The following is a 20,421-nucleotide window of genomic DNA, read 5'->3' as shown; positions in this document are numbered from 1 at the left end:
CTATAAGCGCGCGAACATGCGAATCCGTCGTCGGGCTGAGGCTGCGGTTCGTCGAATAGCGAAAACGGCGAATTTCCCGCCGGGTTACGCCTTTTCGAGCAGCCCCTCCCTTGCAATGCGCTCTCGCCATTGCGCAGGCGCCAGTGTGTGGACGTTGGTCCCTTCACTATCGACCGCGACAGTTACAGGCATATCCTTGACCGTGAATTCGTAGATCGCTTCCATCCCGAGGTCTTCAAAGGCGACGACCTTGGCCTCCTTGATGGCGCGGGCCACCAGGTAGGCCGCACCACCGACTGCCATCAGATAGGACACCTTGAAGCGGCTGATGACTTCAACCGCATCCGCGCCGCGCTCTGCCTTGCCGATCATGGCGAGCAAGCCCAGGTCGAGCATGGTCTCTGTGAACTTGTCCATCCGTGTCGCGGTGGTCGGACCAGCCGGACCCACCACTTCACCCATCACCGGATCGACCGGCCCGACATAATAGATCGCGCGGCCCTTGAAATCGACCGGCAGTTCCTCGCTCTTTGCCAGCATGTCCTGAATGCGCTTGTGCGCCGCATCGCGCCCGGTCAGCATCGCGCCATTCAAGAGCAAACGGTCACCAGCCTTCCAGCTCGCCACTTCCTCTGGCGTCAGATTGTCGAGATCGACCCGCTTGGCGGCTGCATCGGGTTGCCATTCAACCTTGGGCCACTGGTCAAGGTCAGGCTTCGGCAGGTAGGCCGGGCCAGAGCCATCCATTGTCACATGCGCATGGCGGGTGGCGGCGCAATTGGGGATCATCGCAACCGGCTTACCCGCAGCATGGCACGGCCAGTCGAGAATCTTGACGTCGAGAACGGTCGAGAGCCCGCCCAGCCCCTGCGCGCCCACACCCATCGCGTTTACCGCATCGAAGATATCGATCCGCAGCTGCTCGATGTCGTTCTGCGCCCCGCGGGCCTTCAATTGCCCCATGTCGATCGGGTCCATCAGCGACTGCTTGGCGAGCCGCATGCAGTGTTCTGCCGTTCCGCCGATACCGATGCCCAGCATACCAGGCGGACACCAGCCCGCGCCCATCGAAGGGATCTGCTCGACGACCCAGTCGACGATGTTGTCGCTGGGGTTCATCATCTTGAACTTGGACTTGTTCTCGCTGCCGCCGCCCTTGGCCGCGACATCGATGCTGACAGTGTCGCCGGGTACCATCTCGACCGAGAGCACGCACGGCGTGTTGTCGCGCGTGTTGCGCCGCGTGAAAGCAGGGTCTGCCAGAATCGACGCGCGCAGCTTGTTCTCAGGATGATTGTAAGCGCGGCGAACACCTTCATCGACCACGTCCTGCAAAGACCGTTTCGAATCGAGCCGGCAATTCTGGCCCCATTTGACGAACACGTTGACGATGCCGGTGTCCTGGCAGATCGGGCGATGGCCTTCGGCGCACATGCGGCTATTGGTGAGAATCTGCGCGATCGCATCCTTGGCAGCCGGACCCTGCTCTGCCTCGTAAGCCTTGCCCAGCGCCTGGATGTAGTCCATCGGGTGATAGTAAGAGATATATTGCAGCGCATCGGTGATCGTTTCGATCAGATCGTCTTCCGTGATTGTCACCATATCAGCCATCGGAACTGTGCCTCTGTTGTTCAGTTTGCGTGCACTCCCTTGGCGCTAATTGCGCAATTGGTCAAAGCACTTGGCCACAAGAGATGTTGCGCCTAAAGCATCCATGCGATATTCACCGTGTTATCAATGTAACACACTCGGAAGCTCTCTCGGTCGGACCTCACATGACACACAGCGATATGTCCAAAGCCCGCAAAGCCATGATTGACAGCCAGCTGCGCACCAGCGGCATCAACGATCCGTGGGTGCTCGCTCGCATGGCGGCCGTCCCGCGCGAGGATTTCGTGCCCGATGCGCAGCGCGATTTTGCCTATATGGATCGTGCGGTTCCGGTGGGCGATGGCGAGTACCTCGCCGCACCTGTGGTTCACGGCATGATGCTTACGGAAAGTGCCCCGAGGCGCGATGACCGTGTGCTGGTGGTGGAAAGCGGGACCGGTTATCTTGCAGAGCTTCTTCGCCCTCTGGTCGAGAGTCTTGAAACGCGCTCGGCTGATGAAATCGCTGGTTCGAAATCGGCCCGCAAGACCTTCTCCCTGATCCTCGTCGATGGCGCGATTGAAGAGCTTGGCGATGGTCTCGCCAAACGGCTCGAGGAAGGTGGCCGGATCGTGACTGGGCTGAATCAGCGCAGCGTGACCCGCCTCGCGGTTGGGCGCAAGATTGCGGGCTCTGTAACGCTCCAGCCGGTTGCTGACATCGGCATCCCGGTGCTCAGGGCTTTCGCCAAAGCCAAGAGCTGGAGCTTCTGACGATGCAGACCGGGCGCCTTGCTGTCCTGCTGGCCGTCTCGAGCGCGCTTGTGGCTCTCCCGGCACAGGCTGAGACGCTGCGCGATGCATTGGTCATGGCCTACAACACCAGCCCTGCACTGAAGGCGGCCCAGGCTGACCTTCGCGCCACCGATGAAAATGTCGTCATCAACGAAGCTCAGGGCTTGCCGCGCGTTGATGTGACCGCAAACCATATTGAGTTCGTCAAGACCTCGCCCAACAGCTTCACTGCACCAGAACGCCGTTTTCAGATTGGGCCGGATTTGCAAATTCCGATTTATTCGGGAGGCGCGACCCGCAATGCCATCAAAGCCTCAAAGGGCAGAGTCGACGCAGGTCAGGCCGATCTTCGCGGAACCGAAGGCGGGGTCTTTTTACAAGTGGTTGCCGCCTATATGGATGTGCTTCGCACGGAAGCGCTTGTCGCACTCAACACCAACCAGGTCGAAGTGCTGACGGTCAATCTTGAGGCGACCCGCGACCGATTCCAGATCGGTGAACTAACCCGCACAGACGTTGCACAATCCGAGTCACGGCTTGCGCAGGCGCGCGGCAACCTGATGGCTGCTCAGTCCAACCTGATCGGCGCTCGCGAGACCTACATCCAGCTTGTCGGCAAGGCCCCAGGTGATCTTGAGACGCCCCCTCCGCTGCCCGGTCTACCCGATACTGTCGGCGATGCGGTGGTGATCGCACTTGAGAACAATCCGGACCTGATCGCGGCAAAGGCGCGCGCCAAGGCTGCAGGTTTTGAGAGCGAAGTGGCCGGTTCTGGCCGGTTGCCCACAGTCAGCGGCTTCGCAAGTTACGATTATGCTGACTATTTCGGCACGCTCGGCGGCCCGATTGCCGCAGACCTGCTGCAGACTGAACGCACCGCAAATGTCGGGGTCCAGGTCACGATTCCGATTTTTCAGGGGGGCCTGCCTGCAGCGCGCCAGCGCCAGGCCTTTGCGCGCGAGACGGCCGCGCTGGAGACGGTCGTTGCAGTTGAGCGTGACGTGATCCGCGAGACACGTGCCGCCTATGCCTACTGGCAGGCAGCCAATGCGATTATCAAGAGCGCCGAGGCCGCGGTGGAAGCGGCTGAGCTGAGCCTCGAAGGGGTGCGCGCGGAAAACTCGATCGGCAACCGCTCAATCCTGGACGTGCTCAATGCCGAACAAGAGCTGGTCCTGGCCCAGTCGCAATTGGTGACAGCCACTCGCGATGCCTATGTCGCCGGGTTCAGCCTACTGACCTTCATGGGCCGGGCGGAAGCGCGCGACCTGAATCTCGACATGGGCGGACCACTCTATGACCCGCAGCTCAATTACGAGCGAGTGCGCGGACAGGTGTTCGACTGGCAGCGCGATCCGGAACCTGCTGCAACTACGGTTAGCACCGTTGACATCCCCGCCCCTGACGCGTCAATTGCGCCGGATAGTGAATCGCCTGTTAACCCTGAGTCGCTGGAAAGCGAGTGATCTCAGCGGATTGGTGGGCAAAGTTTAAGGCTTAGGGGCATCACCATGGCGCAGCATAATGAAGCTTCAGTTGAAGAAATTCTCGAATCGATCAAGAAAGTGATCGCACGTGACAATGGCGATCAGGAATTCCTGATGCGCAAGCCGACAGAGCGAGCCGAGGAGACGCTGGTTGAGTCTGCCCCGGTTCAGTCTGCAACAGGCGAAGACGCGGCGGAAGAAGTGCTGGACCTCGCTGACATGGAATATCTCGGCGATGAAGGTCTGGTTGAGCCTGAGGCCGATTTGGAACTCGAGGAAGAAGACATGGCAGAAGAACAGCCGCCACTGACAACTGAAGCGGCAGCGGGTGCCATGCGCGACAATCTCGCCGCGCTGGCGATGCTGGCAGAGCCCCCTGCCCGTCCGCAAATCGTGCGCTCAGGCGAAACTTCGCTTGAAGGACTCGCACGCGAGTTGCTGCGACCGATGCTCGCCGAATGGCTCGACAAGAACCTGCCGGGCATGGTCGAACAGATGGTACAGGCTGAAATCGCCCGTATCGCTGGCAAGCGCAAATAGACAGGTTCGAACCACTTCGAACATGAGCACTGACAGTTCGGACAATATCTCCAGCCAGCCACGTGGCGGGCTGAGGGAGGCGGAACTCGCGCTTGCGAAAATGGGTGGCGAAACGATTGAACGCCATATCTTTCTGTGCGCAATGAGCGAAAAGGGCAAATGCTGCTCCCGTGAAGATGGCGAAGCCGCTTGGAAATATCTCAAGCGGCGGCTCAACCAGTTGAAGATTGCCGGGCCCAAGCGGATCAATCCGGAGGGAAAGGCTTGCGGCGGCGTCCAGCGGACCAAGGCCGACTGCCTGCAGATCTGCGCCAATGGCCCGATTGCGCTCGTCTGGCCGGAGCGTGTCTGGTACCATTCCTGCAGCGAGGACGTGCTGGAAGAAATCATCCAGCGCCATTTGGTTGGTGGGGAAGTGGTCGAGGAGTACCGGCTCAAACAGGCCGGCGCCTAGGCTTCAATCCACCTCGTTATCCGGTAGATTGTTATCGACCGCAGCGTCATGGCCCGTGCCGTTTGACAGGAAGACCAACCCCATCAATGCGCTCGTCAGCAGCATAGTGAAGCCGATGCCGAGAGCGACTGCGATATAGAAATGGATCGATTCGGTGCCTTCCCCGTCATAGAGCAAGGCAATCGCAATTAGGACCACACCAATGGTGATGCCAAACATCAGCCGCATGATGCGGCGATAGCGGGCCCACGCGTATGCAGCCTTTTCCGGATCGTCCAAGGGGGATTTGCTGACCATCGGCTGAGGCTCATGGGCGCTCGCGCACAGCAATGCAACCGATGTGAGTACGAAGAGATTCGCATTTTTGCAGCAAAAGTGGCACTCTTTGCATGTCGAGAGAGGAGCGCGCCAATGACCATCGCCCGTATCACCGCTACCCGCAATTCAGCTGACATCATTTCCTGCGAGGCAACGATGCAGGTTCGCGATGTTGTGAAACTGCTTGCGACCAAACGTATCGGGGCTGTGCCCATACTCGAAAATGGCAGTGTGGTGGGCATCTTCTCCGAACGCGATGTGATCTATCGGCTCGCAGACGAGGGGGAAGTTTGCCTCAATCGGCCAGTCAGCGATGTCATGACGGCGCCTGCCATTACGGTTGACGAAACAACCAGGATTGACGATGCACTGGCGCTCATGACGCGGCGACGCATCCGGCATTTGCCTGTGCTCGACAAGGGTGCACTCAAGGCTTTCATCTCGATCGGGGACCTGGTGAAGTCCAAGATGGATGAAGTCGCCCACGAAGCTGAAGCGATGCGAAGCTACATTCAGACTGCCTAGGGCCTTGAGGGCTTCGTGCATTGATCCTACATGATCTCCATGGCTGAAACACTCACCCTTACCCCTGCAGCGGCGAAACGCATTGCCTCGATTGCCGAAAAACAGGGCAAGCCTGCGATTCTGCGCCTGTCGGTTGAAGGCGGGGGCTGTTCGGGCTTCCAATACAAGTTTGACCTGGCCGAAGCAGCCGACAGCGATGATGCGGTGAGCGAGACGGACAATGTACGCCTGGTGGTCGATCCCATCAGCCTCGATCTGGTGAGCGGGAGCGTTGTCGATTTCGTCGAATCATTGGGTGGCGCAGCCTTTCGCGTCGAGAACCCGCAAGCAGCTGCTGGATGCGGCTGCGGCTCCAGCTTCGGGATTTGAGTTAGACCCTGCGCGCCATTTGAGGCACTAAGCCTCACATGAAGATCGCGACCTACAACATCAACGGGATCAAGGCCCGCCTGCCTCGCCTCAAGGAGTGGCTGGAAGAAACCCGGCCGACCGTCGCCTGCCTGCAGGAAATCAAGAGCCAGGATGACGGGTTTCCCGGTGATGAACTGGAGGCGCTTGGCTACCAGGTCATCACACATGGGCAGAAGGCCTTCAATGGGGTAGCGATTCTGACAGACACGAAGGTGGTTCCCGAAGGCGCAAAGGAGGTCCAGCGCGGGCTCGGTATCGAAGGGCCGAAAGACGGCGAAGGCGAGCAGGCGCGATATCTGGAGGTCGATGTGGCCGGAATGCGGATCGCTTGCATCTATCTGCCCAATGGAAATCCGCATCCCGGACCGAAGTTCGACTACAAGCTCGCCTGGATGGCAAGGCTGCGTCAGCGCATGGCAGCAATCTGGTCCGAGGAGATTCCAGCGGCCATTCTCGGAGATTACAACGTGATCCCGGAAGACAATGATGTCTGGGCGGCCAAGGCAATGGCCAGTGATGCTCTGATGCAACCCGAATCGCGTGCGGCCTATGCCCGGCTTCTGGGTGATGGCTGGACTGACGCGGTCCGCACGCTCAACCCGCGTGGAGGGGTGTGGACCTATTGGGACTATCAAGCGGCGGCCTGGCAACGCGACCACGGCTTCCGCATCGACCACATTCTCTTGTCGCCCGAACTCGCGGATCGCTTGACCGCAGTCGGTGTCGACAAGGAGCATCGCGGGCGTGAGAAAGCCAGCGACCACGCCCCTGTCTGGGCATTGCTAAAGGGCTGAGCAAAACCCCGGCGCGACCGGGGATTTCTCAACTACCGGTAGAAGAGGTGCGTGCTGATCGTTGCCCGGTGCGCCTTTTTGCGGCTCCAGGCTGGACGCACGTATTTCGCGTGGAAATAGAGTGAGTCGTCGGCAGCGCTGTCCCACAGGCCTTCATGCGCGATCCGCGCGATAGCCTTGGCTCGCTCCCACGCGGCTGAACCGGTGCGGATCTTGGGCATGGAGCCGTTCTTCACAAACGAGAACTGCGCACGCTGGTAGACAACATCGCAATAGCTGGCCGGGAAACGCGGCGATTCGGCGCGGTTGATGACAACCTGAGCAACCGCGAGCTGGCCTGCAAGCGGCTCCCCGCGAGCTTCGAAATAGATCGCGCCGGCAAGGCACTGCATCTGTTCCGAGAGCGTTTCACGGGTTTCGATCTGAGCGACTAGATCGCGCAGCGAAGAGGGCGCGGCAGGCGCGGTTTCATCATCTGAAGTGACGACCGCTGGTTCTGCAATAGGCTGAACGACTTCCTGAGCGATAAAGATGGGATCTGCTGCTGCATCAACGGACTGTTCCGGAAACTCAGCAGGATTCAATTCCTGTGCGAATGCCGAGGACGATTCCTCGCTCGCAACTGTAAGGCTGACGCCCGCGACAAGCGCAAGCGCACTCAGCCCAAAGGCCTTGCGACTCATGAATGATACAAACTTGTGCGGTGAACGCACCACGAGTGCCCAAAACACTCTAACAGGTCTGGACCGCGGTGCGTTTTCGCACTCGCAAGAGAGGTCGGTCCTCAGGCCTGCCGGCCGTCCCCCGTCTGCGTGCTAACTCGTCGACCGTATTGTCGAACAGAGCCGCCTGCGCACCTGGAAGCTGGCGCGCCAAATAGAGGCTGAAGCTGGAAGGTCAAGTTAACAGGGCAATAATTCGACGAAGTGTTGCGCGTTCGCGACATCCACCTCAACAACCCAGATATCCGGATCCTGACGCTTGCGCCGATCAAGATAATCCGCAAATTCCTGTTTATTTTCAGGATTTTCCTGTTTGGTGGGCGTGAAGGAGCGGGTTCCGTCCAGTTGCGGCATTCGCTCGAAAAGCGTAACACTATTGCCGCGATACGTGGTTAAGAGCAGAATTGTTCCAGCATCGCGTTCTCCGCGTGCCAGCACAGTTGCGAAGCCTCCTTCGCTTTGAGCGAGGCGAATTATAGCCGCAACTTCCAAATGCGCGGGGAGGCGTTCATCCATCAGGGCCAAACCCGTTATGCCTTGTATCCGGCCAGGCTGGAGAGGGCGATTCGCGAGCGCATGAATGTACCGGTTCCCCGCCCGATCTCCTCACCTTCGCTGTTGATCAGCCGCGCCTCGGCCACGAACACGCGGCGTTTGCCGCTGACCCAGCGGCCTTCGGCGATCACTTCGCCGGCCCGCACTGGCTTGGTGAAATGTAAGTTGAAGCCGGTCGTCAACAGGAAGCGATCGGTCGCAAGCGTATTGGCAGCATAGAACGCCGCATCATCGAGCATCTTGAAGTAAATCGTGCCATGCGCCGCGCCGGCTGCATGATAGGTCTCTTCACTGACGGTGAAATGGATCTGGGACAGACCTACGCCAGGAATCGTCAGACTGGAGGCAAACAGTTTGTTGATCGGCGCAGAATGATAGAGGTGCTCCAATGCGCGATGATGCAGCGCAGCCCCCTCATCATCAGCACTCTGCGCGTCAGGCTGCATCACGCTCAAGCTGGTTGGAGAGCAAGGCATAGAGCGCTTCAGGGCTAGTAGCCTCGTTGAGAGCCTCATGCATTGCGTCATCGCGAACGAGCCTGGAAATGGCCGCCAGCGCATGCAGGTGCGTGGCGCCTGAACGTTCCGGCGAGACAAGCCCAAATACGAGATCCACCGGCATCCCGTCGGCAGCATCGAACTCGACCGGCGATTCGAGGCGCAACAGGACGACAATCGGACGCTTGATCGCATCGGAGCGGGTGTGAGGAATCGCTACACCGCGGCCAAATCCTGTGCTCCCAAGGCGCTCACGCTCTTCAAGACCGTCGAGCACGGCAGCCTCGTCGATATCGTAGACGCGCGCAGCCAGCGCAGCAACGCGCTCAAGCGCTTCTTGCTTGGATTGCGGGTTCGCACTTGCGACCGCCTGCGGAAGCAGTTGGAAATTTACACTCATCTCAGACGTTTATCTTAACTGTTCTCTTGTGTTCGACCGTTGCCGGCTGCGCATCTGCTGTGCGCTCTGCCAGCCAAAGAGCTGATCGCCGTGAAGCGGCGGCCCTCTTCTCAATATCAACGGGATCCCTGCAGTCTCGCGCGTGGGGCAGCGCTGTGAAACCTTCCCGTGTCAGCGCGGCTCGACCCATCCGATCGAACCATCGGAGCGGCGGTAAACCATATTATGCCGCCCGGTGCCAGCATTTTTGAAGAACAAGGCGTTGGTGTGTCTCAAATCGAGCATCATCACGGCATCGGCAACACTCGCCTCGGGAATATCCGTGCTGGTCTCCGCGATAATCGGCGGGGCGTCCGCGGTAACTTCTTCTTCTGCATCATCCGAGGCAAAGATCGTGTAGCCAGCTTCTTCGAAAGAATAGGCCGCTTCCTCTTGCCTCATCGCGTGAGCGGACTGTTCGTGCCGATCCTTAAGGCGCCGCTTGTAGCGTCGTAACTGCTTGTCGATCTTCTCTGCCGCACCATCCAGCGCAAGATGTGCATCCTGCGCTTCGGCCTGGCTGCGCAGGATCAGGCCCTGCATTACATGGGTGACGATATCGCAATGGAATGCGCCCGCCGGGGCCTTGCCAAAGGTGACATGAGAGGAAATTGCCTTGTCGAAATACTTGTCAACAATCCCACCCAAGCGTTCCGCCACATGTTCCTGCAGGGCTGCGCCGGTTTCAATCTGGTGGCCTGAAACGCGGATATCCATGGCAGTCTCCTTCAATTGCAACTGTTTTCGTTCTTGTATCTTGTCGAGGTTTAAGAATTGGCGTGTTTCGCGGCCTCAAATTTCAAGGCGACCGGTTCAGCGTGCCCAGAGCGGCTGGTCAAACCCTTTCATAAATTTTCTGTGGCGTGCGAGCTCGTCATCGGTGGCCGCGTGCGGGCGTGGCGGTCTGACGGGACCGGTAGGTTTTCGGCCGATGACCGCAGCAACAGCGCCGGGGGTACTGCCGCTGCCAACGTGATGTTCTGCTGCAAGCTCAAGGCCGATCTGACGGCCGCCGAGCAACTCTACATAAACCTGCGCGAGCAGCTCTGCGTCAAGCAGTGCGCCGTGCTTCACGCGGTGGCTGCGATCGACCCCATAACGGGTACACAAGGCGTCGAGCGAGAGTTTGGCGCCGGGATGGCGCTTGCGCGCAATCGCAACGGTATCGACCATCCGGGTCATGCAGACCGGCTCAAAATCGATCAGGGTCAGTTCTGCATTGAGAAAGCCGAAGTCGAACCCGGCATTGTGCGCAACCAGCGGTGCATCGCCGAGAAAATACAGCAGATCATCGGCAAGGTCAGCAAACAGCGGCTTGTCCGACAGGAAGCTTGCTGAAAGGCCGTGTACCGCTTCTGCGCCCGCTGGGATGTCGCGCTGGGGGTTGAAATAGGCGTGGTACGTTTCACCTGTTGGTACCCGGTTATAGAGTTCCACGCAGCCGATTTCGACCATCCGGTCGCCCGTCTTGGGGTCGAGGCCGGTGGTTTCAGTATCAAACACAATTTCGCGCATTAGCTATACTATCGGACCATGCACGGCTTCGCGCAAGAGGGGTTTGAACGAGAGAGGATGGTTTTGCCTTTATTGCTGAGAAAAACCTGTGCTTCGGGGTTTTGAAGCGTGATTAGCTTGAGGCTTCGCGGATCTTCTTAAGCTTTTCCACCAAGGCACGAACCGCCGACTCGGTCTCAGCCAACGTTGTCCCTGTATCGATCACATGATCCGCCAAATCGCGCTTTTCGCTGTCCGGCATCTGCAGGTTGAGGATATCTGCGAACTTCTCTTCCGTCATGCCGTGACGGGCGAGCACGCGCTTGCGTTGCACTTCAGGTGGGGCAGAAACAACCACAACAGTGTCGACCTGGCTCTGGCCACCGCCTTCGAACAGCAACGGGATGTCGAACACCACCATCGGTGCGCCGCCATGCTCGATCATGAACTCCATGCGTTTGGAAGCGACTGCTGGGTGGACGATCGCTTCAAGCTGCTTGAGCTTGTCCTTGTCAGAAAACACGATTGCGCCCAATGCCTCGCGCTTGACGCCATCAGGGCCGGTCGAGCCGGGAAAGGCAGCCTCGATTGCAGACAGCAATTCACCACCTGGTCCCTGCATGCGGCGCACTTCCGCATCGGCATCGAACACCGGGACTCCTGCCCGTTCGAACATGTCGGCGACGGTGGATTTGCCCATGCCGATCGAACCGGTGAGGCCGATTATGAGCGGTCTTGTCATCTAAGAAGCAGCTCCCGCAGTTCGGCATCGTATTCGCGCGGGGCGGCCTGACCAAAGAAGTGCTCGAAGGCGACCGCCGCCTGACCGATCAACATGTTGAGCCCGTCAAGCGTTCGGAACCCTGCCTTGGCAGCATCGGCGAGCAGCTCGGTCTCAAGCGGCGAATAGACGATGTCGTAAAAGATGCTGCGCGGCGGCGCATGGCTCAGGTCAAATTTCAAAGGCGGTTGTCCCTTCATGCCGAGCGCGGTCGCGTTGACCACCAGATCGAGGCACCCCTCCCGATCATCAAACTTGAAATCGGTCGGCTCGGCAAAGTGATCGAGATGCACTGCATGATGCTCGCCATCGGGCGCCAGTTCATCCAAAAGCGCCCTCGCCTTGTCGGGATTGCGGCCAGCGACAACCAGCGTGAAGCCCTCGCCTGCCAGCGCCGCAATGATCGCACGCGCAGCACCGCCTGTTCCCAAGATTCGCGCCATGCGAAAGTAATGCTCTTGCGCAAGGTCCTCGCGAAGAGGTTCGAGAAAACCTGCCGCATCGGTGTTAGTCCCCGCCAACATCCGGTCGAACGCAGGGTAAACCGTGTTTACCGCGCCAATCGAAGAAGCGATTTCTTCGACGCTATAAAGATGCTCTCGCGCCGCCTGCTTGTGCGGCATGGTGATGTTGCAGCCGCGCCAGCTCGAGTCGGCCCGCCGGTCAACGAAATAGTCGGCAAGACCCTCGGGTTTGACATGGCAGGCGCGATACTCGGCTTCGATCCCAAGTTTCTCAAGCCAGAACCCGTGGAGCAACGGGCTCTTCGATTGCGCGATCGGGTCTCCGATCACTTCGGCGTAAGGCTTGTTCATCCCTTGACAGCCCCGAATTGGCGAAGTGCCCAAAGAACCCGCATCAAGGGCATCCCGAGGATCGTAAAGTGGCTCCCATCAATATGCTCGAAAAGCTGAATGCCGAGACCTTCGATGCGAAACACTCCGACGCATCCCGATACGGCAGGCCACTCTCTTTCGAGATATTCGTCGATGAACGCATCAGAAAGATCGCGCACTTCAAGCCTCGCGACATCCCAACATTCCCATTTCAGAAGCCCGTCAAGAACAAGCGCAGCGCCAGCGTAGAGTTCGAGGGTCTTGCCTGAAAAAAAGCGAAGGTGTTCGGCGGCGTCTTCTCTTGAGGCGGGTTTGTCGAACCGCTTACCATCAACAACGACCAGTGAATCTGAGCCTAGCACAAATGGGGCTGGGTGGTCCTTTGCAACTGCTAACGCCTTCGCCGCCGAGATACCGGCAACGACATGGTCTTCTTCACCACCAGTCCATGCAGCCTCCACCGCACGCTCATCAATCTCGGCCGGGATCGCTTCGTATTGAATGCCAGCGGCATCCAACATCGCGCGGCGAGAGGCGCTCTTTGAAGCAAGGATGATCGGTTCGTTTTGCAGCATGGTATCAGATCGGCTTTGCGGTTCCATCAACCGGTTGATCCCGGCGCGTGCGTTCCTGCGCAAGCCGAATGATCGCCGCTGCGCTTTCCTCGATCGAGCGGCGCGTCACATCGATCACCGGCCAGCCATTGTCCGCAAACATGCGGCGCGCATATTGTACTTCCTGCTGCACTCTTTCGTTGTCGACATAGGAAGTTTCCGTACCTTCATTGAGCGAGAGCAGACGGTTACGGCGGATCTGCACCAGCCGATCAGGCGCAGTGGTAAGTCCCACCACAAGCGGATTGCGCAAGCCGAACAGGGCCTTGGGCGGCGGGCTTTCGATAACAATGGGGATATTCGCGGTTTTGTAGCCACGATTGGCGAGGTAGATACTGGTCGGCGTTTTCGAGCTGCGCGATACTCCGGCCAGCACGATGTCCGCCTCTTCCCAATTCTCCCAGCCTACGCCGTCATCATGGGCGATAGTGAACTGGATCGCTTCGACCCGCTTGAAATATTCCTCGTCCATCAAGTGCTGGCGCCCTGGCTTGCCATGGGCTTCCTCGCCCAGTTGCGATTCCAGCGCGGCGGTAACCGCATCGAGCACAGGAACGGCGGGCAGGGCGAGCTGGCGGCAGTGCTCCTCCAGCCGCGCACGGGTTTCGGGATTCACCAGTGTGAACAGGACAAGGCCTGGATTACCGGCGAGATCGGGGACAATCCGATCGAGATGTTGACGGCTGCGAACCATTGGCCAGAAATGGCGTACGACATCCGGATTGTCGAACTGCGCCAACGCCGCCTTGGCAATCATCTCCAGCGTCTCACCGGTGGAGTCCGAGACCAGGTGGAGATGCATTTTCTTCATGGGGTCAGTGATGTCCGGATGGTGAGAATGGCTTGTGGAAAGCAAGTGGCATAAACCATGGGAGAAGTCTGACGACAAGTTCGGGGATGAGTTTCATCCTCGCAATACCGGTTTGAGCAAGGGGGTTTGCCAACAGCGCTCCCGCTTTTTCGACAGCTTGGGGATAGTGCGGATAAATTTGACTCGACTCAAGACTTTCCACGATTCGCAGTCAAGGTGAGCCCTGTTCATGCGCGGAAAAATCGGGCAGGGATTGGCAATTCCCGCTTTCCACAGGGCCAACAGACTCCATAATCCTTATATAAATATATAATTTTATTGATTGGATACCCGAATGCCTGGTGCACTTCTCGAAACGTTACGCGGTCAGCGACAGGACAAAGCGCCCATGTGGCTCATGCGGCAGGCAGGACGCTATCTGCCGGAATATCGCGAGCTCAGAGCAGAGAAGGGCGGCTTTCTCGATCTCGTCTATGACAGCGAAGCAGCCTGCGAGATCACCTTGCAGCCCTTGCGCCGATTCGGATTTGATGGCGCGATTCTGTTCTCCGATATCCTGATTGTACCCCATGCAATGGGACAACACCTGGAGTTTCTTGCGGGCGAAGGACCCAAGCTCTCGCCCCCGTTGCTAGACGCTGAGCTGTCGCACTTCACGCCTCAATATGAGCGCTTTGAACCGGTTTACGAGACTGTCCGGCTGTGCCGCGCCGCGCTCGATGACACTGTCACCATGCTTGGCTTTGCCGGGAGCCCGTGGACCGTTGCGACATACATGGTGAATGGCGAGGGCAGCCGCGATCAGGGTGAGACCCGCGCACTCGCCTACAAGGATCCGGCACGTTTCCAGTCGATCATTGATGCGATTGCCGATGTCTCGATTACCTATCTGCGCGGGCAGATCGATGCAGGTGCGGAAGCTGTGCAGTTGTTCGACAGCTGGGCCGGAAGCCTTGCGCCCGATCAGTTTGAGCGCTGGGTCATTGCGCCCAACCAAAGGATCACGGCGGCGCTCAAGCAAAGCCATCCCGATACACCGGTGATCGGCTTCCCCAAGGGCGCAGGCGCCAAGCTGGCTGACTATGCCCGCGCTACCGGTGTGGACGCGGTGGGTCTGGATGAGACGCTCGATCCGGTCTGGGCGAATGAGGTCCTTCCGAAAGGTATGCCGGTGCAGGGCAATCTCGATCCTTTGCTGCTGTTTGCAGGCGGTGATGCCCTGACGCAGCGGATTGCGTATATCCTCAATGCCTTCAAGGACCGTCCTCACGTCTTCAACCTTGGTCATGGGATTGGACAGTTTACGCCGATCGATCATGTCGAGCAGCTGGTTACGGCTGTTCGGGGCTGATTGTCCGGCCTGTTGCCATTCATTCGGGCGGCAGGGGGGTGACGTTCGCCCCCACGCCCCCTAGATACCCATTTGATGCAGGACGTAATCGCGGTGACATATCTCTGGCTGAAAGCGGCGCACATCATCTTCATGGTGTTCTGGATGGCGGGCCTCTTCATGCTCCCGCGCCAGTTGATTTACGTGCATTCGGCGGCGGCAGGTTCCGAGGAAGAGGCGCAATGGATCAAGCGCATGGGTCTTCTGCGAAAGATTATCCTCACGCCCAGCATGATCGTCGTATGGGTCGCTGGCCTCCTGATGGCGAGCGAGCTTGGTCTGTTCAGCGGCGGTGCGGGGCTCGGTTGGCTTCATGCGAAGCTCCTGCTGGTTGTGCTCCTGACAGGTTTTCACGGATTTCTGGTTGCACAGGTGAAGAAGAATGCGTCGGGTCAGCGTCCGCTGAGTGAAAAGCAGCTGAGGATGTTTGGCGAAGTGCCCGGTCTGCTGCTGGTGCTGATTGTCATTCTGGTGGTGGTTAAGCCGTTTTAGTCAGACGCTGTTTGGTTTTGCGCCGAATCTGAGTTGACGCGCTTCTGCGCGATCCGTATTTCTTCCGCATCCAATCCGGCATTGCGCAGAGTGATCGAAGCTCTTTTGCAAGGTCTGCTTTCTCCAAGCCCTGGTCCTCAACACTGAGGCACTGACCTGTCGGCCAATTACCCAATTACGGAATAAAACTCATGCATCTCAAGGATTTGAAAGCAAAGACCCCGGCCGAACTCGTCAGCATGGCGGAAGAGCTCGGCGTTGAAGGCGCTTCGACAATGCGGCGCCAGGACCTGATGTTCTGTATTCTGCGCGAGCTTGCCGAAGACGAAGACTATGATGAGAAGATCATGGGCATCGGCACGATCGAAGTGCTGCAGGATGGCTTTGGCTTTCTCCGCTCGCCTGAAGCTAACTACCTTGCCGGACCGGACGATATCTATGTTTCGCCGAATCAGATCCGCAAATGGGGCTTGCGTACTGGCGACACGGTTGAGGGTCAGATCCGGGCCCCCAGGGAAGGTGAGCGCTACTTTGCCTTGACCGGTCTTACGAGCGTGAACTTCGAGGATCCTGCCGAGGTTCGCTTGCGTACGAATTTTGACAATCTGACGCCGCTCTATCCAGATGAGAAGCTCAATCTCGATACTCTCGATCCGACTGTGAAGGATAAGTCCGCGCGGGTCATCGATATCATTTCGCCCCAAGGTAAAGGTCAGCGTGCGCTGATCGTGGCGCCGCCGCGTACGGGTAAGACCGTCCTGTTGCAGAACATCGCCAAGGCGATCACCGACAATCATCCAGAGGTATTCCTGCTGGTGCTGCTCGTCGATGAACGACCGGAAGAAGTCACTGACATGCAACGCAGCGTGAAGGGCGAGGTGATCTCGTCGACTTTTGACGAACCTGCGACACGTCACGTTCAAGTCGCTGAAATGGTGATTGAAAAAGCGAAGCGTCTGGTCGAACACAAGAAGGATGTCGTGATCCTGCTCGACTCGATCACACGTCTCGGCCGCGCCTACAATACGGTCGTGCCAAGCTCCGGCAAGGTTTTGACCGGGGGTGTCGATGCCAACGCGTTGCAGCGCCCCAAGCGCTTCTTTGGTGCAGCGCGTAACATCGAGGAAGGTGGTTCGCTTTCCATCATTGCAACCGCGTTGATCGATACCGGTAGCCGGATGGACGAAGTCATTTTTGAAGAGTTCAAGGGTACCGGTAACTCGGAAATCGTGCTCGATCGCAAGGTTGCGGACAAGCGCATCTTCCCGGCGCTCGATGTCGGCAAGTCCGGCACCCGCAAGGAAGAGCTGCTGGTCGACAAGGACAAGCTTTCAAAGATGTGGGTCTTGCGCCGTATCCTGATGCAGATGGGCACGGTCGACGCGATGGAATTCCTGCTCGACAAAATGAAGGATTCCAAGACCAACGAAGATTTCTTCGCGACGATGAACCAGTAGTCTTGGGCGGCCTGCGTATGAATGCGCAGGTAACCCTTTTCGAAAACCTTATGCCTCTGTGCAATGCCTCCACCGAATTTGTTCGAGGGGCATCATGGAACAGCTGATCTATTCGAGTATCGCTTCACCCGATCTTTCGGGCGGTGACATCTTCGAAATCGTCTCAAAGGCGGCGGTAAAGAACCGCGATCTAGAGGTGACTGGAATGCTTGCAGTGGCCAAAGGCCGTTTTTTCCAGGCTCTCGAAGGTCCGGGCGGTGAGCTCGATGCGTTGATGGCCAGGATTGAACGTGATCGGCGCCATCATTCGCTGACTGTGCTGTCGCGTCGCAAGAGTGGCGCGCGCCTGTTTCCGCGCTGGTCAATGCAGCGTTTCGATATTGACGACGAGGAAGAGGCGCGCCGCAGGATCTTCGAACTGATTGGTTCGCAAGCCGATGCAAAGGCCGTGCTTGCCTGCTTCACGGCGTTCCTCAACAAGGCATATGAGGCCCGCGACTAACTCGCCTTGGCGTTTTGCAGTTCTCGGCCCATCATCTCCCAGACCTTGTTGACCGCTTTGAGTGGACGAACCATCACCTTGAAATCCTTTATGATTCCATCATCATCGAAGGTGATCATATCAATCCCGTTGACGTGAATTCCTTCCATCTCTGTGGTGAATTCCAACACCAGATTGTTCCCGTCTATGATCTCTCGGACGTAGCGAAAGCTGTCATTGCCAAGCGTTTGGCCGGCAGCAGCCAGATAGGCCACTGTGATGGCTCGACCGACTTGCGGGGTGTGGACCACGGGGGAGTGGAACACGGCATCGTCAGCGATGATTTCAGTGAGTTCGGCGGGCTTGCTGCCCCCATCGATCACTCGGTGCCAGTTTTGAAGGCCCTTGGCTGCTCCTGACATTTCCAATCAACCCAAATGCTCGGCAAAGAACTCGCGCGTGCGCCCATCGGCCAGTTGCGCACCAGCTTCATCGCGTCGGTTGCCCATTTCTGCGGCGAAACCGTGATCGAGCCCTGCATAATCGTACAGTGTCACCTTTTCATGATCATCCAGGCCCGCGTGAATTGCGGCTTGCGCTTCAGGTCCGACAAAGTGATCCTCAGTCGGAATATGGAGCATCAGTGGATGCGCGATTGCGTGCTTTTCGCCCAGCATCTGGTCGATCATCACGCCGTAATAACCAACCGAGGCGTCTATGTCGGTGCGAGCAGCTGTCATGTAGGCAAGCTTCCCGCCGAGGCAGTATCCCACGCAGCCAACCTTGGGGACACCGGCTTCGCGGCGAACCCAGTGTATCGTGGCCTCAATATCCTTGACACCGTCGTCCGGGTTATATTTGCCAAAATAATCAAGCGCTTGATTGAACTGCTCTTCGATGTCGGGATCGAGTTCGAGGCCGGGCGTCATCCGGAAGAACAGGTCGGGTGCGACCGCGAGGTAGCCGAGGGCTGCCCAATCATCGCATTTCTTGCGGATGCCCGGGTTAACGCCAAAAATCTCCTGGATCACGATGATCGCCGCTTTGGGCGTGGTCATTGGACGGGCAACATAAGCGTTGAACGAAGCGGCTCCATCGAGTGTGGAGATCGAAACAGTGTCGGACGAGGTATTTGACATCGGAGGAGGAGGTTCCTTTGAGTTGCTCGCAAATTGCGCTTATTCACTGCTGACAGGCTTTGCCAAACTGCGGCAAACATGAGAAGCCTGCAATTCATAGTTTGCCTGTCTAGGGGTCAACGGAGGAAACGCCATGAAGGTCCACATTGAAATTGATTGCACCCCGGAAGAGGCGAGGGCTTTCATGGGGCTGCCCGATGTGTCCAAGGCAAACGATGTCTATGTCGATGCGATGACGAGGGCCATGAAGGGTGTTACCAGTCCTGACCAGTTGCAGGAATATGCGCAGCAACTCGCACCGATGGGCCAGATGGGCATGAAATTGTTCCAGAATTTTGTCGAGGGTTCGATGAAGGCTGGCGCTGCAGTTGCGGCGGCTGGCAAGGGCAAGGCGAAGGACTGACGTCAGTCAACCACCGCCTAATCGGGCTAACCGCGATGAATGACACGATTTTTGCGCTTTCAAGTGGGGCGCCCCCTGCTGCAATTGGCGTTATTCGCGTGAGTGGTCCCCGCGCAAGCGCAGCCCTACAGGCGCTAGTGGGGCGGTCGGTCGAGCCGCGCCGCCCAAGCCTGGCTCGGCTGCGAAACTCAGAGGCTGAAGTGCTCGACGAAGCTTTGGTCCTGTGGTTTCCTGGTCCGAAGACGGCAACGGGCGAAGATCTTGCCGAACTGCATTGCCACGGGGGCAGGGCAGTCATTGCTGCGATAGAGGCGGCATTGGCGAAGATTGACGGGTTGCGAGCGGCTGAGCCGGGGGAGTTTACCCGGCGGGCCTTTGCCAACGGCCGGATTGACTTGTCGGAAGCAGAGGGCCTTGCCGATTTGCTCAGCGCGGAAACCGAAATGCAGCGCAGCGCAGCGCTTGCCATGGCTGGAGGGTCTTTTTCTCGTCTGGTTGAGGGCTGGAGGAACACGGTGCTCGACCTCTCTGCAGAAGTTGAGGGTGTGCTCGACTTTTCCGACGAAGAGGACTCCAGCGACATGCCCGAGGATTTTGCCATCCGGGTCGGAGTATTGGTTGGCGAACTTGAAGCGTGGCTGGCACGGCCTCGAGCAGAGCGGTTGGGGGAGGGCTTCAGAGTAATTCTCGCAGGTCCCCCAAATAGTGGGAAGTCAAGCCTATTCAACTCGTTACTGGAGAACGAAGCGGCTATTACTTCCCCGATCGCAGGGACCACTCGCGATGTGATTGAGCGTGCTGTGGGTCTCTCTGGGGTCCCGTTTACCTTTGTCGATACTGCTGGATTGCGCGATGATGGAGAGGATCCGATCGAAGTGATTGGAGTGCAGCGCGCAAGGCAAGCCGCGGAGCGCGCGGATCTCGTGCTTTGGCTTGGTGAAGAGGGTGAGGGGCCGATTGGAGCTTGGGAGATAGCGTCGCGGTGTGATGCCCCAGACTTCAGGCCGAAGGTCAATCCGCGCCACTGTGTTTCCGTTGTGACGGGTGAGGGCATTGATGCCCTCAGGTCTGATCTCGTGGCGACTGCTCGGGGCGCACTGCCTAAGCCTGGTGAGGCGGCGCTCAATGCGCGGCAGCATGCACTGGTGGCTGACGCGCATTTCGCCTTGTGCGACCTACGCGAGCGTTCGGACCTGCTCTTGGTTGGAGAAGGTTTGCGCGGCGCGCGTGTTGCGTTTGACCGCTTGATCGGCCGCTCCACGACGGAAGACATGCTCGATACTCTGTTTGGCCGGTTCTGTATCGGAAAGTGATGTTTCACGTGGAACACAGCCCCGTTGGCCGGTTGCAATTGCCCTTTGACGCTTAGCCCGGTGGCGACTATCTGAGCGCGCATT

At 58.3% G+C, this 20,421-nt stretch carries 27 protein-coding genes; 13 read left to right on the top strand and 14 right to left on the bottom strand.

Annotated elements, in window-relative coordinates:
• Window positions 1–84 precede the first annotated feature (84 nt).
• Window positions 85–1,602 (bottom strand): fumarate hydratase, encoded by a 1,518-nt coding sequence (locus ACG9DO_RS03150; RefSeq protein ID WP_394731184.1) that lies wholly within the window; start codon window positions 1,600–1,602, stop codon window positions 85–87.
• A 209-nt stretch (window positions 1,603–1,811) separates the two neighbouring features.
• Between ACG9DO_RS03150 and ACG9DO_RS03145 the strand changes: the two genes are divergently transcribed.
• Genes ACG9DO_RS03145 through ACG9DO_RS03130 form a run of 4 tightly spaced genes read left to right on the top strand, consistent with a single transcriptional unit; the run spans window position 1,812 to window position 4,865 of the window.
• Window positions 1,812–2,363: a protein-L-isoaspartate O-methyltransferase gene (locus tag ACG9DO_RS03145; protein ID WP_394730273.1), complete on the top strand. Its 552-nt coding sequence runs from the start codon at window positions 1,812–1,814 to the stop codon at window positions 2,361–2,363.
• Window positions 2,364–2,365: 2 nt separating this feature from the next.
• A complete protein-coding gene (locus ACG9DO_RS03140; RefSeq protein WP_394730272.1) occupies window positions 2,366–3,850 on the top strand; it encodes a TolC family outer membrane protein in 1,485 nt (494 codons plus the stop codon).
• A 45-nt stretch (window positions 3,851–3,895) separates the two neighbouring features.
• Entirely contained in the window at window positions 3,896–4,411 is a 516-nt protein-coding gene (locus ACG9DO_RS03135; RefSeq protein WP_394730271.1) for a DUF2497 domain-containing protein, read from the top strand.
• 22 nt (window positions 4,412–4,433) lie between these two features.
• Window positions 4,434–4,865, top strand: coding sequence for a (2Fe-2S) ferredoxin domain-containing protein (locus ACG9DO_RS03130; protein ID WP_394730270.1), 432 nt, complete (start codon window positions 4,434–4,436; stop codon window positions 4,863–4,865).
• A 3-nt stretch (window positions 4,866–4,868) separates the two neighbouring features.
• On the opposite strand, the gene ACG9DO_RS03125 is transcribed toward ACG9DO_RS03130, so the two are convergent.
• Window positions 4,869–5,162, bottom strand: coding sequence for a hypothetical protein (locus ACG9DO_RS03125; protein ID WP_394730269.1), 294 nt, complete (start codon window positions 5,160–5,162; stop codon window positions 4,869–4,871).
• Window positions 5,163–5,276: 114 nt separating this feature from the next.
• Here ACG9DO_RS03125 and ACG9DO_RS03120 point away from each other — a divergent pair, with 114 nt between their 5' ends.
• The 3 genes from ACG9DO_RS03120 to xth are packed head-to-tail and all read left to right on the top strand — an operon-like array spanning window position 5,277 to window position 6,913.
• Complete coding sequence (locus tag ACG9DO_RS03120; RefSeq protein WP_394730268.1) at window positions 5,277–5,708, top strand: CBS domain-containing protein; 432 nt, start codon at window positions 5,277–5,279, stop codon at window positions 5,706–5,708.
• Window positions 5,709–5,747: 39 nt separating this feature from the next.
• Complete coding sequence (gene erpA, locus ACG9DO_RS03115; RefSeq protein ID WP_394730267.1) at window positions 5,748–6,077, top strand: iron-sulfur cluster insertion protein ErpA; 330 nt, start codon at window positions 5,748–5,750, stop codon at window positions 6,075–6,077.
• 38 nt (window positions 6,078–6,115) lie between these two features.
• Complete coding sequence (gene xth / locus ACG9DO_RS03110; RefSeq protein ID WP_394730266.1) at window positions 6,116–6,913, top strand: exodeoxyribonuclease III; 798 nt, start codon at window positions 6,116–6,118, stop codon at window positions 6,911–6,913.
• Window positions 6,914–6,945: 32 nt separating this feature from the next.
• On the opposite strand, the gene ACG9DO_RS03105 is transcribed toward xth, so the two are convergent.
• From ACG9DO_RS03105 to ACG9DO_RS03060, 10 genes are all read right to left on the bottom strand, one after another.
• Window positions 6,946–7,596 carry a cell wall hydrolase gene (locus ACG9DO_RS03105; protein WP_394730265.1) on the bottom strand — a complete coding sequence of 217 codons (651 nt, stop codon included), beginning with the start codon at window positions 7,594–7,596 and terminating at the stop codon, window positions 6,946–6,948.
• A 219-nt stretch (window positions 7,597–7,815) separates the two neighbouring features.
• Window positions 7,816–8,151, bottom strand: coding sequence for a DUF1491 family protein (locus ACG9DO_RS03100; RefSeq protein ID WP_394730264.1), 336 nt, complete (start codon window positions 8,149–8,151; stop codon window positions 7,816–7,818).
• Window positions 8,152–8,165: 14 nt separating this feature from the next.
• Complete coding sequence (locus tag ACG9DO_RS03095; RefSeq protein WP_394731182.1) at window positions 8,166–8,636, bottom strand: PaaI family thioesterase; 471 nt, start codon at window positions 8,634–8,636, stop codon at window positions 8,166–8,168.
• Window positions 8,626–9,087 carry a PTS sugar transporter subunit IIA gene (locus ACG9DO_RS03090; RefSeq protein ID WP_394730263.1) on the bottom strand — a complete coding sequence of 154 codons (462 nt, stop codon included), beginning with the start codon at window positions 9,085–9,087 and terminating at the stop codon, window positions 8,626–8,628. The genes ACG9DO_RS03095 and ACG9DO_RS03090 overlap by 11 nt, the downstream gene beginning before the upstream one ends.
• A 171-nt stretch (window positions 9,088–9,258) precedes the next feature.
• Window positions 9,259–9,843 carry a ribosome hibernation-promoting factor, HPF/YfiA family gene (hpf, locus tag ACG9DO_RS03085; RefSeq protein WP_394730262.1) on the bottom strand — a complete coding sequence of 195 codons (585 nt, stop codon included), beginning with the start codon at window positions 9,841–9,843 and terminating at the stop codon, window positions 9,259–9,261.
• Between the two features lie 96 nt (window positions 9,844–9,939).
• A complete protein-coding gene (dnaQ, locus tag ACG9DO_RS03080; RefSeq protein WP_394730261.1) occupies window positions 9,940–10,641 on the bottom strand; it encodes a DNA polymerase III subunit epsilon in 702 nt (233 codons plus the stop codon).
• A 112-nt stretch (window positions 10,642–10,753) separates the two neighbouring features.
• Window positions 10,754–11,362, bottom strand: a complete 609-nt coding sequence (gene coaE / locus ACG9DO_RS03075; protein ID WP_394730260.1) for a dephospho-CoA kinase — start codon at window positions 11,360–11,362, stop codon at window positions 10,754–10,756.
• Complete coding sequence (locus ACG9DO_RS03070) at window positions 11,359–12,216, bottom strand: shikimate dehydrogenase family protein (protein ID WP_394730259.1); 858 nt, start codon at window positions 12,214–12,216, stop codon at window positions 11,359–11,361. Before ACG9DO_RS03070 ends, coaE begins: the two co-directional genes overlap by 4 nt.
• Window positions 12,213–12,839: a Maf family protein gene (locus tag ACG9DO_RS03065; RefSeq protein ID WP_394730258.1), complete on the bottom strand. Its 627-nt coding sequence runs from the start codon at window positions 12,837–12,839 to the stop codon at window positions 12,213–12,215. The genes ACG9DO_RS03070 and ACG9DO_RS03065 overlap by 4 nt, the downstream gene beginning before the upstream one ends.
• On the bottom strand, window positions 12,817–13,662 hold the full coding sequence (locus tag ACG9DO_RS03060; RefSeq protein WP_394730257.1) for a pyruvate, water dikinase regulatory protein: 846 nt from the start codon (window positions 13,660–13,662) through the stop codon (window positions 12,817–12,819). The genes ACG9DO_RS03065 and ACG9DO_RS03060 overlap by 23 nt, the downstream gene beginning before the upstream one ends.
• 334 nt (window positions 13,663–13,996) lie before the next feature.
• Between ACG9DO_RS03060 and hemE the strand changes: the two genes are divergently transcribed.
• The 4 genes from hemE (at window position 13,997) to ACG9DO_RS03040 (ending at window position 17,503) form a co-directional block, all read left to right on the top strand.
• Window positions 13,997–15,013, top strand: a complete 1,017-nt coding sequence (hemE, locus tag ACG9DO_RS03055; protein ID WP_394730256.1) for a uroporphyrinogen decarboxylase — start codon at window positions 13,997–13,999, stop codon at window positions 15,011–15,013.
• 75 nt (window positions 15,014–15,088) lie between these two features.
• Window positions 15,089–15,544: a CopD family protein gene (locus ACG9DO_RS03050; RefSeq protein ID WP_394730255.1), complete on the top strand. Its 456-nt coding sequence runs from the start codon at window positions 15,089–15,091 to the stop codon at window positions 15,542–15,544.
• Between the two features lie 191 nt (window positions 15,545–15,735).
• A complete protein-coding gene (gene rho / locus ACG9DO_RS03045) occupies window positions 15,736–17,001 on the top strand; it encodes a transcription termination factor Rho (protein ID WP_394730254.1) in 1,266 nt (421 codons plus the stop codon).
• A 94-nt stretch (window positions 17,002–17,095) separates the two neighbouring features.
• Entirely contained in the window at window positions 17,096–17,503 is a 408-nt protein-coding gene (locus ACG9DO_RS03040) for a BLUF domain-containing protein (RefSeq protein WP_394730253.1), read from the top strand.
• Here ACG9DO_RS03040 and ACG9DO_RS03035 read toward each other — a convergent pair.
• Together ACG9DO_RS03035 and ACG9DO_RS03030 are read right to left on the bottom strand one after the other, a co-directional pair.
• The gene (locus ACG9DO_RS03035) at window positions 17,500–17,904 is read right to left on the bottom strand and encodes a nuclear transport factor 2 family protein (RefSeq protein ID WP_394730252.1); all 405 of its coding nucleotides are present in this window, start codon (window positions 17,902–17,904) and stop codon (window positions 17,500–17,502) included. The two genes, ACG9DO_RS03040 and ACG9DO_RS03035, sit on opposite strands and share 4 nt — an antisense overlap.
• Before the next feature lie 6 nt (window positions 17,905–17,910).
• The gene (locus ACG9DO_RS03030) at window positions 17,911–18,621 is read right to left on the bottom strand and encodes a dienelactone hydrolase family protein (protein WP_394730251.1); all 711 of its coding nucleotides are present in this window, start codon (window positions 18,619–18,621) and stop codon (window positions 17,911–17,913) included.
• A 133-nt stretch (window positions 18,622–18,754) separates the two neighbouring features.
• Between ACG9DO_RS03030 and ACG9DO_RS03025 the strand changes: the two genes are divergently transcribed.
• Together ACG9DO_RS03025 and mnmE are read left to right on the top strand one after the other, a co-directional pair.
• Window positions 18,755–19,024, top strand: a complete 270-nt coding sequence (locus ACG9DO_RS03025; RefSeq protein WP_394730250.1) for a DUF6489 family protein — start codon at window positions 18,755–18,757, stop codon at window positions 19,022–19,024.
• A 35-nt stretch (window positions 19,025–19,059) separates the two neighbouring features.
• Window positions 19,060–20,337: a tRNA uridine-5-carboxymethylaminomethyl(34) synthesis GTPase MnmE gene (mnmE, locus tag ACG9DO_RS03020; protein ID WP_394730249.1), complete on the top strand. Its 1,278-nt coding sequence runs from the start codon at window positions 19,060–19,062 to the stop codon at window positions 20,335–20,337.
• The last annotated feature ends 84 nt before the right edge of the window (window positions 20,338–20,421 follow it).

Source organism: Altererythrobacter sp. GH1-8, assembly GCF_043702085.1.
Taxonomy (GTDB): Bacteria; Pseudomonadota; Alphaproteobacteria; order Sphingomonadales; family Sphingomonadaceae; genus Erythrobacter.
The sequence above is the reverse complement of the archived record's forward strand: the minus strand, read 5'-3'. Positions and strand labels throughout refer to the sequence as shown.